9 protein-coding genes and 1 pseudogene are annotated in these 16,067 nt (G+C 71.8%); 3 read left to right on the top strand and 7 right to left on the bottom strand.

What is annotated here, in order from left to right; translation table 11 throughout:
• Positions 1-66 precede the first annotated feature (66 nt).
• From ABT006_RS33965 to htpG, 7 genes are all read right to left on the bottom strand, one after another.
• The gene (locus tag ABT006_RS33965; protein WP_350712571.1) at positions 67-4,107 is read right to left on the bottom strand and encodes a ThuA domain-containing protein; all 4,041 of its coding nucleotides are present in this window, start codon (positions 4,105-4,107) and stop codon (positions 67-69) included.
• 179 nt (positions 4,108-4,286) lie between these two features.
• Positions 4,287-5,465, bottom strand: a complete 1,179-nt coding sequence (locus tag ABT006_RS33960; protein WP_350712570.1) for a multicopper oxidase domain-containing protein — start codon at positions 5,463-5,465, stop codon at positions 4,287-4,289.
• The gene (locus tag ABT006_RS33955) at positions 5,462-6,430 is read right to left on the bottom strand and encodes a sugar phosphate isomerase/epimerase family protein (RefSeq protein ID WP_350712569.1); all 969 of its coding nucleotides are present in this window, start codon (positions 6,428-6,430) and stop codon (positions 5,462-5,464) included. Before ABT006_RS33955 ends, ABT006_RS33960 begins: the two co-directional genes overlap by 4 nt.
• 18 nt (positions 6,431-6,448) lie before the next feature.
• Positions 6,449-9,601, bottom strand: coding sequence for an OmpL47-type beta-barrel domain-containing protein (locus ABT006_RS33950; protein ID WP_350712568.1), 3,153 nt, complete (start codon positions 9,599-9,601; stop codon positions 6,449-6,451).
• A gap of 677 nt (positions 9,602-10,278) precedes the next feature.
• Positions 10,279-11,202, bottom strand: a complete 924-nt coding sequence (locus ABT006_RS33945) for a diacylglycerol/lipid kinase family protein (RefSeq protein WP_350712567.1) — start codon at positions 11,200-11,202, stop codon at positions 10,279-10,281.
• A 97-nt stretch (positions 11,203-11,299) separates the two neighbouring features.
• Positions 11,300-11,665, bottom strand: a complete 366-nt coding sequence (locus ABT006_RS33940) for a hypothetical protein (protein WP_350712566.1) — start codon at positions 11,663-11,665, stop codon at positions 11,300-11,302.
• Positions 11,666-11,723: 58 nt separating this feature from the next.
• The gene (gene htpG, locus ABT006_RS33935) at positions 11,724-13,652 is read right to left on the bottom strand and encodes a molecular chaperone HtpG (protein ID WP_350712565.1); all 1,929 of its coding nucleotides are present in this window, start codon (positions 13,650-13,652) and stop codon (positions 11,724-11,726) included.
• Positions 13,653-13,893: 241 nt separating this feature from the next.
• Between htpG and ABT006_RS33930 the strand changes: the two genes are divergently transcribed.
• The 3 genes and pseudogenes from ABT006_RS33930 to ABT006_RS33920 all read left to right on the top strand — a co-directional run.
• Positions 13,894-14,253, top strand: coding sequence for a hypothetical protein (locus tag ABT006_RS33930; protein WP_350712564.1), 360 nt, complete (start codon positions 13,894-13,896; stop codon positions 14,251-14,253).
• Complete coding sequence (locus tag ABT006_RS33925; protein WP_350712563.1) at positions 14,240-15,271, top strand: T3SS (YopN, CesT) and YbjN peptide-binding chaperone 1; 1,032 nt, start codon at positions 14,240-14,242, stop codon at positions 15,269-15,271. Before ABT006_RS33930 ends, ABT006_RS33925 begins: the two co-directional genes overlap by 14 nt.
• Before the next feature lie 610 nt (positions 15,272-15,881).
• Positions 15,882-16,067: pseudogene (locus ABT006_RS33920) on the top strand (C39 family peptidase); the annotation flags it as partial.

The following is a 16,067-nucleotide window of genomic DNA, read 5'->3' as shown; positions in this document are numbered from 1 at the left end:
GGCCCGGCCGGCCCGTCGGAGGCGGGCATCGGGTGGACCCGGGCCGGGTCCAGCGGCACCACGTCGCTACAGCTCCCGCACCCTGACGTTGCGGATCTCGATCAGGTCGCTGTTGCCGTGGTTCTGCAACCCGACGAATCCGCTCAGGAACTGGCGCAGGTCCGTCGGCGGGTCGCCCTGGCGGGACGAGGCCTTGCCCGGCGTGTTGTCGAACTCGTTGATCACGACGCCGTTACGGGTGATCGTGTAGTGCTGCCCGACCACCCGGATCTCGTAATCGTTCCACTGGCCCTTCGGGGTCACCCCGGCCTGGTCCAGCCCGATCGGGTCGAAGTTGTAGATCGACCCGGTCTTCTGCGGCTCGCCGGTGGGACCGTCGTAGATCTGGATCTCGTGACCGCAGTAGATGGCCACCCATGCCTGGGAACTACGGGCCGACCCCACCGTCCCGCAACTACCGGCCGGTCGCTGCTCCAGCGGCGTCCGGGGGTCCGGGAACCGGACGAACGCGCCGCTGTTGGCGTACGTGTTGCCGGTGGAGACGTCCCGGAACTGCAGCCGCAGGGAGAAGTCCGCGAACTCCTGCTTGGCGTACCAGAGCATGCCGAGCCCGCCCGAGCTGCGGATCGAGCCGTCCGGCTGGAGCGTGAACGACCCGCCGGGCGCCTGCCGCCACTCGGCGAGCGAGCCCGCCGAGCCGTCGAAGATCGGCTGGTAGCCGGGGGCCTTGCCGATCGGCGACTGGGCAGCGGCCTTCTGCAGCGCGGACGCCTCGCGGCTGTCGAGGACGCCCGCCTTGCGCAGGTCGCCCACCACAGCGGCGACGTGGCTCACGAACTGGCCGTGGTCGGTCCACATGCGCTCGTCGTCGATCAGGTCGTTGACGGTGCAGTCGCCGCCGACCTGGTGGTTGGTCACGCCGGTGTCGGCGTCGAGGAGCCGTACCGTCCTGCGGGTGTCCGGTGCGGCGCAGCCGACGACCACCTCGATCGTTCCGGTGGCCACCTCGCCGTCGGCGTAGGTCACCTTCACCGTCGCCTGGAAGGTGCCGAACTTCGCGTACGTGTGGGTGGGGTTGGCCTCGCGCGACGGCGCGCTGCCGTCACCGAAGTTCCACTCCCAGGCCACGCCGCCGGCCTTCGCGCTGGAGAAGGCGATCGTCTTCGGGTTGCTCTGCGCGACGGCCCGCGCGGTGGCGTGGTTCGGGTTCGGCGTGGCCGGGCCGCCCTGGTAGGCGATCCGGACCAGCTTCTGGTTCGGGTGCAGGCTGAAGAACCCGCCGGCGTAGTCCAACAGGTAGAGCGCGCCGTCCGGGCCGAACTTGGCGTCCATCCAGGACTGGAGCTGGGTGCCGCCGCTGCCCGAGCGGATGATGCTGCGCAGGTCCTCGGCGAAGGCCGGTGGCCCCTGCTTCGGGACGTTCGCCGGGTCGACGGTCACCGCGACGCGGTTGTTGGCGTTGGACTGGTCACCGATGAACCACTTGTTGTCCCAGTACGCCGGCCAGGCCACGCCGCTGTCGACGTCGACCTTCTCCCGCTGGTAGGTGGGGCCGTCCATGATGGCCTGGCCGCCGCCCTTGAGGTACGGCTGGGTGAACGTCTCCTGCCCGACCTGGTAGGTCGGCAGGCCACTGCCGTCGGTGCGCTTCGGGTAGACCGGGCCACCGCCCTGCGGCGAGTACCAGATCATGTTGTCGCGCGCCGGCGGGATGTCGACCAGCCCGGTGTTGCGCGGCGAGGTGTTCTTCAGGTTGTCGCAGTCGTACCAGCCGGCGAGCACGTTGGCGTCGGTGTTGCTGCGGTCCCGGTAGGGCTGCCGGTTGCCCATGCAGTACGGCCAGCCCTGGTTGCCGGCGGAGGTGATGATCGTCGCCGTCTCGTACTTCGCCGGTCCGAGCTCCGGGCTGGGGCCACCGGCGTCCGGGCCGACCCACGCGGCGGTCAGCCAGTCGTTGACCGGGTCCCAGGCGATCCGCGCGATGTTGCGGACACCCATCACGTAGATCTCCGGGCGGGTCTTGCCGCCGCCCTCCTCCTTGCCGGTGAACAGGTTGCCGTCGGGGATGGTGTAGGTGCCATCCGGCTCCGGGTGGATCCGCAGGATCTTGCCGTTGAGGTCGTTGGTGTTGCCGGAGGTGCGCCGGGCGTCCTGGAACGACACGCCCTGGTACTCCTGGGTCCAGTTGTTGCCGGAGTAGCCGCTGGAGCCGCCGGACGAGTTGCTGTCGCCGGTGCCGATGTAGAGGTTGCCGCTCTCGTCGAAGGTCATGCCACCGCCCGCGTGGCAGCAACTGTGGATCTGCGTGTCCCAGCGCAGCAGGTCCTTGCGGGTGCCCTGGTCGATGGTCTGCTTCGCGGCGTCGTAGGTGAACCGGGACACCGTCCGCTGGCCGATCCGCTTGACCCGGTCGATCGACTCGTGCGGCATCCAGTAGACGTAGACCCAGCGGTTCTGCGCGAAATTCGGGTCGAGGGTGATGCCGACCAGGCCCTCCTCGTTCTTCACCAGCTCGCTGCCGCTGCCCCGGTTGCCCATCACGGCGAGGGTGGTGAGGAGCTTGACCTGCTTGGTCTTCGGGTCCCACTGGTGGATGGTCCCGCAGCCGAGGCCGACCTTGGGGTCGTCCCAGCTGACGATCGGCCCGGACGGGCAGGCCGCCTTGCCGATGTAGAACACCGTGCCGTCGGGCGCGACGGTCAGGCCGTGCGGCTCGCCGATCTGGTCGAGCTGGCCCGGCTGGTTGGTGGCGGTCAGCCGCTCGATCCGGTAGTTGGAGGCGACGGTCGCCTGGCAGTCGCCGCGGACCAGCCCGGCGGTCCACCTGATCGCGCCGAGCAGGTGGCTGCGGAACTGCTTGTCGGTGGTGTAGCTGGCCTCGGTGCGCCCCATGCCGGTGTAGAAGGACCGGCCGCCGTCGTAGTCCTGGCACCAGGAGATCGGGTGGAAGGCGCCGTTGCCGCTCAGGCCCGGGTTGTAGGTGCCCTCCTCGACCTGCGCGACGGTGTGCACCCGGCCGGTCGGGCTCGGGTCCCAGTTGATCCACTGGTCGGACCGCTTCCAGGTCAGCGGCAGGCCCTGGTTGGCCGGGTGCTGCCGGTCGGTGAGGTCGACCACGGCCTGCTGCACCGTGCTGTCCGGCGGCGGGCCGGCGTCGGGACCGATCAGCCACAGCTCGGCGAGCTGGATCAGCGGTTCCCCGCTGTTGGCGGTGACGTTGAGCCGGTAGTGCAGGTAGGCCTTGCTGTTGGTGAAGCTGAACTGCCGGGTCTGGAACCGCTGCGGGAACGTCTCGTTGCTGCGGGTGTCCAGGTCCGTCCAGGTGGTGCCGTCCTCGGAGCCCTGCAGGGTCCAGTTCTTCGGGTCCCGGCCCGGGAAGTCGTTGGCGGAGGTCAGCGCGTAGCGGCTCACCACCACCGGCTTCGCCAGCTTCACCGCCAGCCAGCCGGTCGGGTTGAAGGTCAGCCACTTGGTCCCGGTCGACCCGTCGATCGCCTTCGCGGCGGTCTCGTTCGGCGGGTTCTCCGCGCTCGCCGAGGCGGAGACGGGCTTCTCGGCGTTCGGCAGGCCGGCGGCCGGGCGGGTGCCGATCAGGCCGGTGAACCAGGCGGAGGTGGGTTGGGCGCGGGCCGCGTCGTGCACGCCGAGGAAACCGCCGCCGCCCTTGATGTACGCCTGGAACGCGGCCTCCTGGGCGTCGTCGAGGGCGACCCCGTTGGCGGACAGGAACACCACGCTCCGGTACCGGGCCAGGTTGCCGAAGGTGAACACCCCCGGGTCGGCGGACGCGTCGACGGCGAATCCGTGCTCCGCGCCCAGGTCCCGGATCGCGTCGACAGCCTTGGTGACCGGATCGTCCTGCTGGTCCACCGGGCCGTGGAAGACCAGCAGCTTCACCGCGGCAGCGGCCTCGGCGGGCGCCGCCTGCACGGGCGCCGGGCCGGCGGCGTGCGCGGGCAGGGCCAGCAGGCCGAGCGTCAGCACGGCGCTCGCGGCGAGGGCGCTCGTGCGTCGTACCCGGCGGGTGGCCGGTGGTGGGGAGGCTGTGACGTCGACGGGCCGACGTCCGCCCCATCGGGACAGGCGGAAACGGCGTTGTTGAGCCATTTCGACTCCTTCACGGGTGAGGTGTGGCGGAGGTGCGTTGTCCGAGCGGGTCGAGCAGGAGACGGTGCGGTCAGGAGATGCCGGCGGGCCCACGGCGGTGACGCGGTCCGGGGTGACCGCCGGTCCGTACAGCTCCGGACGGACCGGCGGCCGACGCCCCTCGTCGGCGGCGCGGGTGGTCAGTTGTGCTGGTGCTGCCCGGCGTCGGCGGTGGTGCCGGTGGCGTTCGCCGGGTGGGAGTGGTGGCCGTGGCCCGGAGGCATCGCCCCGTCCTCGTCCAGGACGTGCAGCATGGTCGACATGCCGCCGTCGGAGTGGAACTGCATGTGGCAGTGCAGCATCCAGTGCCCCGGTCCGACCGAGTCACCGGCCGTCACCTGGAACCCGAACGAGTCGCCGGGGCCGAGCGGCTTGTTGTCGATGATCGGGACGCCGTCGGCGAACGGCTGTCCGTTGTCCACCAGGCCGGTCCGGGTGTCCGCCCAGGAGTGGCCGTGCAGGTGGAAGGTGTGCATGTCGTTGCCGATGCCGACGACGACGAACTCGACCTTCTCCCCCTTACGGGCGACCAGGCAGGTCGGCCCCGGCTGCGGGTTCTGCGCGTCGCAGGTGTCGGCGGCCGCGCCGCGGCGCAGGTTGATGCTCTGCCGATCGCCGAAGACCACGGTGTAGGTGCGATCCGGCTTCGGGTCGCCGGGTCGCCGGACCACCAGCCCGCCGAAGAGACCCGCGCCGAGGCCCTGGGTGCCGTGCGGACCGCCCACCACGTGGTCGTGGTACCACCAGTAGCCGGCCGTGCCCGGCGAACCGGTCTTCCTGTTCCGCTGCTGGGCGAACCAGGTGTACGTGCGCGACTCGCCGGGCGGGACGAAGGAGCCGCTCTGCACGGTGCCGTCGGAGAGCTGGGTGTACTTGACCCCGTGCACGTGCAGCGAGACGCCCAGCGGATGCGCCGGGTCGGTACGCAGCTGCGTCAGGGTGGCCGCCGGCACCTGGTTGTGCAGGGTGATGGCGACGCACTCCCCCTCGGTCATCTCGATCGTCGGGCCCGGGTAGGAGGCCGTCTGCGGGGTGAGGCCGTAGCCGAGCCGGATCTGGGTGCCGTCCTTGGGCAGCTCCACCGCGTACAGCTGCATGCTGCGGTCCGGCTTGGCACAGCCTTCCGGCCGTTCGGCGAAGAACGCCCCGGAGCGGGCGGCGGCCAGGCCGCCGGCGCCGACCAGGGTCAGCAGCACGGTGGCCGCCACCACCAGCAGCCGGCGGGTGCTCGGTCCGCGGCGCCTGCCGGCACCGTCGTCCTCGGGCGCGCCGCCGTCCCCGGGCGGCGGGGGGTCCTCGACGAGACGCCAGGCGCTCACCGGTCACCCCGCAGGTCGACGATGCGCTGGTAGCTGCGCTCGGCGGCGCCGAGGGAGCCCGGCGGGTTGGGCTGGGCGTTCGGCCCGGTGTCCTGCTCCCACAGGTAGGTGAACCGGCCACCCCCGTCGAGGTCGGTGAAGAACTCGGCGAACGGGATGACCCCGGCGCCGAACTCGACGTCCAGGTAGGAGTTGCCCTGCTGCGGGTCGGGCAGCGGGACGCCGTCCTTGACGTGGAACAGCGGGAACCGGTGCGGATGCGCGTTGACGTAGTCGACCGGCCGGAACCCCGGGTACTTGCGGGCACCTCCGTACGCCCACAGGATGTCCATCTCCAGGAACACGTACCGGGGATCGGTCAGCTCCAGGAACAGGTCGTACAGCCGCACGTCGGGCCGGTCGACGGCGAAGCTGAACTCGATGGTGTGGTTGTGCTGGTAGAGCTTGATCCCCCGGGCCGCGGCGGCGGCGCCCCACTCGTTGAACTCGGCGGCGGCGGCCTGGTACCCGGCGATGGTGCGGTTGCCGGTGGGCGCCTGCGCGGTGCCGAGGGCCGGCATGCCGAGGGTCTCGGCGACGTCCAGTTCCCACTCCAGGTTGTTCCGGAAGTCGCCGAGCCCGCGGTGGCTGCCGGCCGCCTTCAGCCCGTTGTCGTCGAGCAGCTGGCGGATCTGCGCCGGCGTGATCGGGCCGACGTTGCCCTGGGTGTAGCCGGCGAACTCCACCTCCCGGTAGCCGATGCGGGACAGCTCCTCGAAGACGGCCGCGAAGCCGAACTGCGTGACCTTGTCCCGGACGCTGTAGAGCTGGATGCCCAGGTGCCCGCGCGGCACCAGGTGGCCGTTCGAGGCGCCGCCGGACGCCGTGGCGGGCAGCGCTCCGGCGAGGCTGGCCGCGCCGACCGCGACGGTGGAGCCGGCGAGGCCGCGCAGTAACGCCCGACGGTCGATCCTGTTCTTCGCCATGGTTGTTCCCTTCGATCGTCAGCAGCAGCTGCTCGGGTTGGCAGAGGAGGGCGCGCCGCCGGGGCAGCACGCGGAGAGCGGCGCGATCCGCACGTTGCGGAAGCTCACGACGTCGGCGGTGCCGTGGTTCTGCAGTCCGATGTGTCCGCGGGCGTGCTGGCGGCCGGCGCCGCCCGGGTCGTCGGCCCGGGGCGGGCTGAACACCGCGTCCGGGGTGTTCACGTACTCGTTGATCAGTTCGCCGTTGCGGAAGACGGAGTAGTGCTGGCCCACCACCCGGATCTCGTAGTCGTTCCAGGTGCCCTTCGGGGCCACCTTCGCGCCGGCCAGGTCGACCCGGTCGAAGCCGTACACCGATCCGCTCTTGTACTGGTCGCCGTCGGGCCGGTCGTGGATCTGCAGCTCGTGGCCGTACTTGATGGCCACCCACTCGGGGCGGGGCTCCTGGGCATGGCCGTGCACGTCGGGGAAGCGGACGAAGACTCCGCTGTTGGCGCGGCCGGTGCCGGGGGCGTCGTCGCGCCACTGCAGCTTCAGCGAGAAGTCGCCGTACTCGGCGGTGGGTAGCCAGAGCATGCCGAGGCCGGAGACGGCCCGGCTGGTGATCGAGCCGTCGGCGTTGCGGGTGAATCCGCCCGCGCCGACGTGCTCCCACCGGTCGAACGACGCCGCCGAGGCGTCCAGCAGCGGCTGGTAGCCGTTCTTCCCGTCCGGCTTGCCGACGCCGGAGCGGGCGGCGGCGCTCACCAGGCGACCGTGCTCCTTGTGGTCGATCAGGCCGAGGTGGTGCAGGTGCTCCGCGACGTCCGTGACGTGCTTGACGAACTGGCCGTGGTGGGGCCACGCCTTCTCGTCGTGGATGGCGTTGTTGATCGTGCAGCCGTCGGCGACCACCCGGTTCGGCACGCCGCTGTCCACCGTGCCGAGCCACACCGTCGGCCGGGTGTCCGGCACCGGGCAGGCGCTGGGGCCGCTGGCGACCACGGTGAAGGTGACCGACGCGGTGCCCGAGGTGTTGCCGGCCTTGTCGGTGGCCCGGTAGCTGACCGTGTGCCCGCCGGGCTGGTTCACGGTGACCGGCGCCGAGTAGCGGGCGTACGGCTGCCCGTCGAGGGAGTACTCGATCCGGTCCACGCCTGAGCCGGCGTCGGCGGCGGTGAGGACGACGGTGGCGCTGCCGAGGTAGGCGCCGTGGTCGTCGAGCTGGCCGGAGAGCGCCGCCGTGACGGTCGGCGGGGTGGTGTCCGGCGCCGGCGGGTCGACCACGGTGAACGACACCGACTGGGCGGCCGAGGTGTTGCCGGCCTTGTCGGTGGCCCGGTAGCTGACCGTGTGCTGGCCGACCTGGTTGACGGTGACCGGCGCCGAGTAGGCGGCGTAGGGCTGCCCGTCGAGGGAGTACTCGATCCGGTCCACACCGGTGCCGGTGTCGGTGGCCGAGATGGTGACCGTGGCGGCGCCGACGTACGCCCCGGCGTTGTCCCGCTGGCCGCTCACCGTGGCGGTCGCCGTCGGTGGCGTGGTGTCCGGGGCGGGCGGCTGCACCACGGTGAACGACACCGACTGCGCGGCCGAGGTGTTGCCCGCCTTGTCCGTCGCCCGGTAGCTCAGCGTGTGCTGACCCGGCTGGTTGACCGTCACCGGCGCGGAGTAGCCGGCGTAGGCGCCCCCGTCCAGGGAGTACTCGATCCGGTCGACGCCCGACTCGGTGTCCGTGGCCGACAGCGTCACGGTGGCGCTGCCGACGTAGGCGCCGTTGTCGTCGCGCTGCCCGGTGACCGCGGCCGTCGCGGTCGGCGGGGTGGTGTCCGGCTCCGGCGGTCGCACCACGGTGAACGACACCGACTGCGCGGCCGAGGTGTTGCCCGCCTTGTCCGTCGCCCGGTAGCTCAGCGTGTGCTGGCCGGGCTGGGTCACGGCGACCGGCGCGGTGTAGGTGGCGTACGGCTGCCCGTCGAGGGAGTACTCGATCCGGTCGACGCCCGACTCCGTGTCGGTGGCCGACAGCGTCACCGTCGCCGAGCCCACGTACGCGCCGTTGTCGTCGCGCTCCCCGGTGACCGCGGCCGTCGCGGTCGGCGGGGTGGTGTCCGGCTTCGGCGGTTCCACCACGGTGAAGGAGACCGACTGGGCCGCGGAGGTGTTGCCCGCCTTGTCGGTGGCCCGGTACGTCACCGTGTGCTGCCCCGGCTGGTTGACCGTCACCGGCGCCGCGTAGGTGGCGTACGCACCGCCGTCCAGGGAGTACTCGACGCGGTCGACGCCCGACTCGGTGTCCGTGGCCGACAGCGTCACGGTGGCGCTGCCGACGTAGGCGCCGTTGTCGTCGCGCTGCCCGGTGACCGCGGCCGTCGCGGTCGGCGGGGTGGTGTCCGGCTTCGGCGGTTCCACCACGGTGAACGACACCGACTGCGGGGTCGAGGTGTTGCCCGCCTTGTCGGTGGCCCGATAGGTCACCGTGTGCTGCCCCGGCTGGTTGACCGTCACCGGCGCCGAGTAGGTGCCGTAGGGGCCGCCGTCCAGGGAGTACTCGACCCGGTCGACGCCGGAGCCCTCGTCGGTCGCGGACAGCGTCACCGTCGCCGACCCCAGGTAGGCGCCGGTGTCGTTCCGCTCGCCCGACACCGCGGCCGACGCGGTCGGGGGCGTGGTGTCCGAGCCGCCACCGGTGACGACCAGGAGGCCGGTCATCCCGCCGTGGCCGGGGATGGCGCAGAAGTAGCGGTACGTGCCGGGCGAGAGCACCACGTCGACGGTCCACCGGCCCCCGTTGGCGTCCGTCGGGTCGGCCAGGATGTTCACGTCGACGTCGCTGTTGTACGCCGGGTTGGTGGTGTCGAAGGTCAGGGTGTGCTGCATGCCGGTGGTGTTGCCGGTCGCGGCGCTGTTCTCGAACACGAGCGTCGCCGGCCCGGCGACGGCGGTGGTGGGCGCGGAGAGGTACGAGAGGAAGTTGTCGCCGGCGGTCCAGGTCAGCACCTGGGCCTGTAGCTGCCGGGGCGGCCCGCTCGCGTCGGCTGTCCGTGCGCGGTCCGCGTCGACCGGGCGCGCGTTCGCCGGAGCCGCCACCAGTCCGGCTGTCACCAGCAGCAGGACCGCCGTGGCGACTGCCGCAATCGAATGCCGGAGCCGGCCCACGGAGAGCCGACCGGGCGGTGAGTACCCGTTCATGGATTCCTCTTTCACGGTCCGAGGGGGACACCGGCGCAGCGTGCGTCGGCCGGCCGATGTCATGAGTAGTCAGCGCTGCCGCGTCCCGAAGCTTCGGGAGCTGCTCGGGGGCGGCAGGGGCACACCTGTCCGCGGATCCAGGTCGAGCGTCGTCACATGCCCGTACGAACCCTTCATCAGATCGACGGCTTCTTCGTGTCGGCAGCCTGTGCGCCCCTCCCTGGCCGCACGGGGTCCTCGGCCGTGACCAGCTGTCACGGTCGTCCTGGGTGAACGGGGTCTGCCTGATGCCAGCGGCGAGCCGGTTCGCGCGCGCGGGTCAGACAGGTGCCGCGTCGGGGTGACGGGATGTGAGTGAGAAGGGATGGGCATCGGTCAAGCCACGGAGCGTTTCCGCACCGGGGCGCTGTCTTGGAGCGCCGACCCGGGGTGCCATCCCTGGCCTTACCCGTGGCCGCCGGGCGTGTTGCGCCGCCTGGGACCACGGTCGAGAGTCACCGCGCCGCCGGTTCATCTCGATGAAACATATTGATGTGTCCCGACACTACTGACTTGCCGTCAGCGTGTCCAGACCTTTCGTCGCCGCTGACACTACTTTCATTCAGAATGACGAAAGTCGGCAGCGTCGCAGGTCGCGTAGGCGTTACACCCCCGCCAGCGCTTGCCTGAGGCGCCCGTCACGAGACGGGTTCGGGGCAGCAGACCGTCAGCGCACCGGGGACGACCCGCACCTTGAGCCTGGTGACCTCCTTGCGGGCACCGCCGTCAAGTTCGTACCTGCGCGGCGCCGCGAGGCGGACCCTGACCCTGCGGCCCCGCGTGACGCGCACGAACGGCGACTCCGCCGAGCGGCCGGCGGCCATCCGGCCGAGGGTGCGCGCCCAGTCCACCGCGCCGTCGGCGGTGGACACGCCGACCTCCAGGCAGCCGTCGTCGGGGCGGGCGTCGTCGAAGGCGGGGATGCCGCCGGTGATGGTGCCGACGTTGCCGAACAGCACGCAGCTCGCCTCGCCGTCGAACCACCCGGCGCCGTCGACGGTGATCCGGGTGCGGACCAGTTCGCCCCGGACGTGCCGCAGCCCCGTCCACATGTACGCGAGGCGGCCGAACCTGCCCTTGAGCGTGCGGTCGGCGTCGCGGATGAGGTCGCCGTCGAAGCCGGCGCCGGCCATCACGGCGAAGTGTTCGCCGTTGAGCCTGCCGAGGTCCAGGGCGCGGCGCGGGCCGCGCAGGCCGATCCGGACGGCCTCGGAAAGGTCCTCGGGGATGCCGAGGTTGGCGGCGAAGAGGTTGGCGGTGCCCGCGGGCAGGATCGCCATGGCGGCGCCCGAGCCGGCGAGGGCGTCGGCGCAGCGCTGCACCATGCCGTCGCCGCCCCACACGAAGACCAACTCGGCGCCCTTCTTCAGCGCCTTACGGACCTTCTTCGGCGCCTTGCGGCTCTTCGGCACCTCGCACCAGATCAGGTTCTCGACCCCGGCGCCGGCCAGCTCCGCGCGTAGCGCGTCGAGGCCGCCGCCGAGGGTCTTCCTGCGGTGGGCGACGACCGCGACCGTGCCGACGGCCGCCGGCGCGGCGTCCGCCGCGGTACTCGTGCTCATGGCCGGCGGTGATACCCAGCCCGCGCGGTTTCCACGCCCGGGCCGGTGAGGCGGGTCGGCCCCCGGCCGTCATCCGGGGACGCCGGGCGGCCGGCCGTCATCGCGCGTGCGCCAGCCACCGCCAGCGGGGCAGCTCCGCGACCACGGTCAGCAGCACCAGCGCCGTCGTGGCGACGGCCACGCCTCGCGGCCACGCGAACCAGGCCGACACGCCCGCAGCGACCAGTTGCAGCACGACCAGCGCGATGGTGACGATGCCGGGCACCGGAACCAGCACCCGTGGCCTGTCCCCCGGGGTGGCGAAGACCGTCGGCAGCCCCACGAGGACGACCACCGAGGCGACCGCCAGGACCACCGAGTGCGGGGCGAGCGCCCACGGCGTCGCCACCCAGGCGATCAGTTCGGTGACGAACCGCAGCGCGGACGCCGGGCCGGGACGATTGGGCGAGGTCTGTTCGATCACGGCCGCGAGTATGGCCGGTCGGCGGGGGTGTCTGCCCCGCCGACCGGCCGGAACAGCGCTACAGGGTACGGGCGAGACGGTCGGCGAGGATGCGGGTGAACCGGGACGGGTCGGCCAGCTCCCCACCCTCGGCGAGCAGCGCCATGCCGTACAACAGCTCGGCGGTCTCCTTCAGCGACTCCTCGGTGCCGCCCTCCTCGTGGGCCTTGCGCAGGCCGGTGACGAGCGGGTGCCCCGGGTTCAGCTCCAGGATCCGCTTGACCGCCGGCACCTCGTGCCCCATCGCCCGGTACATCTTCTCCAGCGTCGGGGTGATGTCGTGGGCGTCACCGACGACGCAGGCGGGCGAGGTGGTCAGCCGGGAGGAGAGGCGGACCTCCTTGACGGAGTCGGCGAGGGTGGCCCCCATCCAGGTGAGCAGATCGGCGAAGTCCTTGCGCTGCTGCTCGCGCTCGGCCTCGGTCTCCTTCTTCTCCTCCTCGGTGTCCAGGTCGACCTGGCCCTTGGCGATCGAGCGCAGGGTCCGGCCGTCGTACTGGCCGACGCGCTCGACCCACACCTCGTCGACCGGGTCGGTGAGCAGCAGCACCTCGTAGCCCTTGGCGCGGAACGCCTCCATGTGCGGCGAGTTCTCGATCATGGAGCGGGACTCGCCGGTGGCGTAGTAGATGTCGGCCTGCCCGTCCTTCATCCGGCTGACGTAGCCGGCGAGGTCGGTCGGCTCGGCCGGGTCGTGGGTCGAGGCGACCGAGAGGATCTCCAGGAGGGTGTCCCGGTTCTCCGTGTCGTCGATCAGGCCCTCCTTGACCGCCGCGCCGAACTCGGTCCAGAAGGTCCGGTAGCGCTCGGCGTGGTTGGCCTTCATGTCCCTGACGGTGGACAGGATCTTCTTGACCAGCCGGCGGCGGACCACCTGGATCTGCCGGTCCTGCTGGAGGATCTCCCGGGAGATGTTCAGCGACAGGTCGTGCGCGTCCACCACGCCCTTGACGAAGCGCAGGTAGTTCGGCATGAGCGCTTCGCAGTCGTCCATGATGAAGACGCGCTTGACGTAGAGCTGCACGCCGCGGCGACCCTGCGGGGCGAACAGGTCCAGCGGGGCGTGGGAGGGGATGAACAGCAGCGCCTCGTACTCGAAGGTGCCCTCGCCCTTCATGTGCACGATGTCCAGCGGGTCGGCCCAGTCGTGGCTGACGTGCTTGTAGAACTCCTTGTACTCGGCCTCGTCGACCTCGTCGCGGGGCCGGGCCCAGAGCGCCTTCATCGAGTTGAGCGTCTGGGTCTCGGTCGTGGTCGCGTCGCCCTCGCCCGGGCGCTCGACGGTCATCCGGATCGGCCAGGCGATGAAGTCGGAGTACCGCTTGACGATCTCCCGGATCGTCCACTCGGCGGTGTAGTCGTGCAGGTTGTCCTCGGCGTCCGCCGCCTTGAGGTGCAGGGTCACCGCGGTGCCCTGCGGCACCTCGTCGACCGCCTCGACGGAGTAGGTGCCCTCGCCGGCCGACTCCCATCGGGTGCCGCCGGTCTCCCCCGCCCACCGGGTCACCAGCTCCACCCGGTCGGCGACCATGAACGCCGCGTAGAAGCCGACCCCGAACTGGCCGATCAGCTCCTGCCGCGCCCCGGCGTCGGCGGACTCGCGCAGCTTGCGCAGCAGCTCCGCCGTGCCCGACTTGGCGATCGTGCCGATCACCTGGACCACCTCGTCGCGGGACATGCCGATGCCGTTGTCCCGGACGGTCAGCGTGCGCGCCGCCTTGTCGACCTCGATCTCGATGTGCAGGTCGGAGGTGTCGACCTCCAATTCCTTGTCGACCATCGACGCCAGCCGCAGCTTGTCCAGCGCGTCCGAGGCGTTCGAGATCAGTTCGCGCAGGAAGACGTCCTTGTTCGAGTAGATCGAGTGGACCATCAGCTGGAGCAGCTGACGCGCCTCGGCCTGGAACTCCAACGTCTCGGCCTGGTTACTCACGCCGTGTCCTTTCATCCTCGAAAGCCCACCAGAGGTTCGCCGAAAGGATACGAGCCGTCGCCCACGGCGAGACGACGACGCCCGGTCGAAATTTCCCGACCGGGCGTCATCAGGGGTACCCGCAGGTGGGCCGGGGTTGCGTGCGGCAGGCGCGCTTTGCCCGGAGGCTCTACCGTCGACGGTGGCGTCACCGTGGTCGCCGGGAGAGCCGAGGGCTGGTGCGACCGCCGCGTGCGGCGGTCAGTACGGTAGGGATGTGTCTCTATGGATGGCCGCGATGTGGGGGCTGGTCGGCAGCGCGGTGGCCGAGGCGCTCAACCTGTCCGGGATGATGCGCCCGACCACCGAGTCCGGGGGGCGGTGGCAGTGGCCGTGGCGGGACCGGCGGGACGCCCCGATCGTCGTGTTCGCGGTGCTGCTCCGGACCGTGGCCGGCACCGGGCTCGCCGCCGCGGCCGGGGCGGGTGGCCTGGCCACCACCGCCTTCGCCAGCTTCACCTTCGGGGTGGCGGCGCCGCTCGTGATCGCCAAGATGTTCGACCAGGTCCGGGTGACGGAGGAGCCGTCCGACGACACACGTGGCGGACCGAACGGCGAGCACGATGACGCCGCGTGAGAGTCTGCTGGGCAGGTTCGTCTCCGCGCTGTCGGCCCGGCCGGCCGCCACGGCCACGGCCGTTCCCGTGCCGACCCGCACCAGGCTGGCCGCCGCGCTCGCCGCGCGGCCCGTGGCCGCCCGAGCGGCCGGTCACGCCCCGGAGCCCGTCGGGGAACCCGACCACGGGGGGAAACTGACCCAGCGGGTCAAGGAGGTGCTGGCCGGCGTCCTGGGCGTCACCGCCGACCAGTTGCGGGTCGACGCCGACGGCGACGTCGGCATCCGCGTCGGCTCCGCCATGATCTTCGTACGGGCGCAGGACGACCCGCCGCTGGTCGACGTGTTCTCGCCGCTGCTCACCGGGGTCCAGCCGACCGAGTCGCTGTACCGGCGGCTCTCCGACCTGACCAACGGTCTCGTCGTCGGCCGCGTCTACTGCACCGGGGACACGGTATGGGCGTCCGTGCCCGTCTTCGGGCAGGACTTCGTGCCCACCCACCTGCTGCTGGCCGTACGGGCCATGGTCGAACTCGCCGACGACCTCGACGACCAGCTCCGGCGGGAGTTCGGCGGCAGCCGATTCTTCGGCGAGGAGTCCTCGGGCCTGGCGGCGGTGCCCGATCCGACCGGCTATTTGCGTGACCTCGACCGGGCCGGCGCGAGCGGAGCGGGCAGCGTCCTGGTCGACCTGCTGGCCGACCGGGGGCGGACGGAGGAGCTGCGGGCCCGCGCCGAGCACGGCGACTGGCACGCCGCCGCCCGGCTCGCCGCGCTGCTCGCCGAGGAGGGGCGCGCCGACGAGGCCGAACGGTACTGGCGGATCGCCGCCGACCAGGGCGACCCGAGGGCCCGCGACGAGCTGGCCGCCCTGCTGGCCGCCCGGGGCCGGCACGACGAGGCGATCGCGCTGCTGCGGCAGGCGGTCGAGGCCGACGACTGGCGCCCCCTGCCGCTGCTGCTCACGCTGCTCACCGAGCGTGGCCTCGTCGACGAGGCGATCGCCCTGCTGCGCCGCCGCGCCGCCGCCCGGGACTGACCCCCGCCCACACCGCGTCGCGGACGATTCGGCGCCGGTACCGCTTCTCGGCCCTGTCGAGCTGCCCGCACGGATGGGGCATGCGTGCCGTCGTGGGCGACTGGGCCTGGTGTGCCGGGTGGTCCTAGGGACGGGGCAGCTCGACAGGCCCGCAGGACCCCCGACCCACCGGGCCCGTCGTATCGGGTCGACCGGTCGCCACCTCGCGGTCGGTGCCTTCGTGGCAGCCGTACCACACCCGCCCGGCCTGTCGGGTGGATGCCCGTCTGGTGCGTGTGTCCGGTTCGGTGACGGTGCCAGGGTGTGGCCTTGGGCGTTGTGTGTCGGGTTCGTGGCGGATTGCGGTGGCGGGCGCCACCACCCCGGCGGGCATGGGCCGGGGGGTCGGGGCGTTGTAACCGTCGTGACCGCGTGACCCCCGAGCCGATTCCACGGGCCGGGGCGACGGCCGGAATGCCGGCCGGACCCGCGTCGTTACATCCCCCGGGACCGCGCCCCCTTGAACGCCGGGCGCACCCCACTTCTGGCGTGACCTTTCCTCACCCCGCGGCGCACCCGCCCCCCTTCTGGTGTGTGCCGCGTATCCCCCGATCGAAAGGTGCATACGATCATGCGTACCGATCTGATCCGTAAGGCCGCCCTGACCGCTGCCGGCCTCGCCTTCACCGGCGGCGCCATCGCCGGCCCCGTCACCGCCGCCTACGCCGCCCCCGCCGACAGCAAGCCCGCCACCACCCAGGACCGCAAGGGCGGCGAGAAGGAACTCGGCGTGCACTACGAGGCCCAGCCGAACTTC

This window comes from Micromonospora sp. NPDC002717 (genome assembly GCF_040295705.1).
Classification (GTDB): Bacteria; Actinomycetota; Actinomycetes; order Mycobacteriales; family Micromonosporaceae; genus Micromonospora.
The sequence above is the reverse complement of the archived record's forward strand: the minus strand, read 5'-3'. Positions and strand labels throughout refer to the sequence as shown.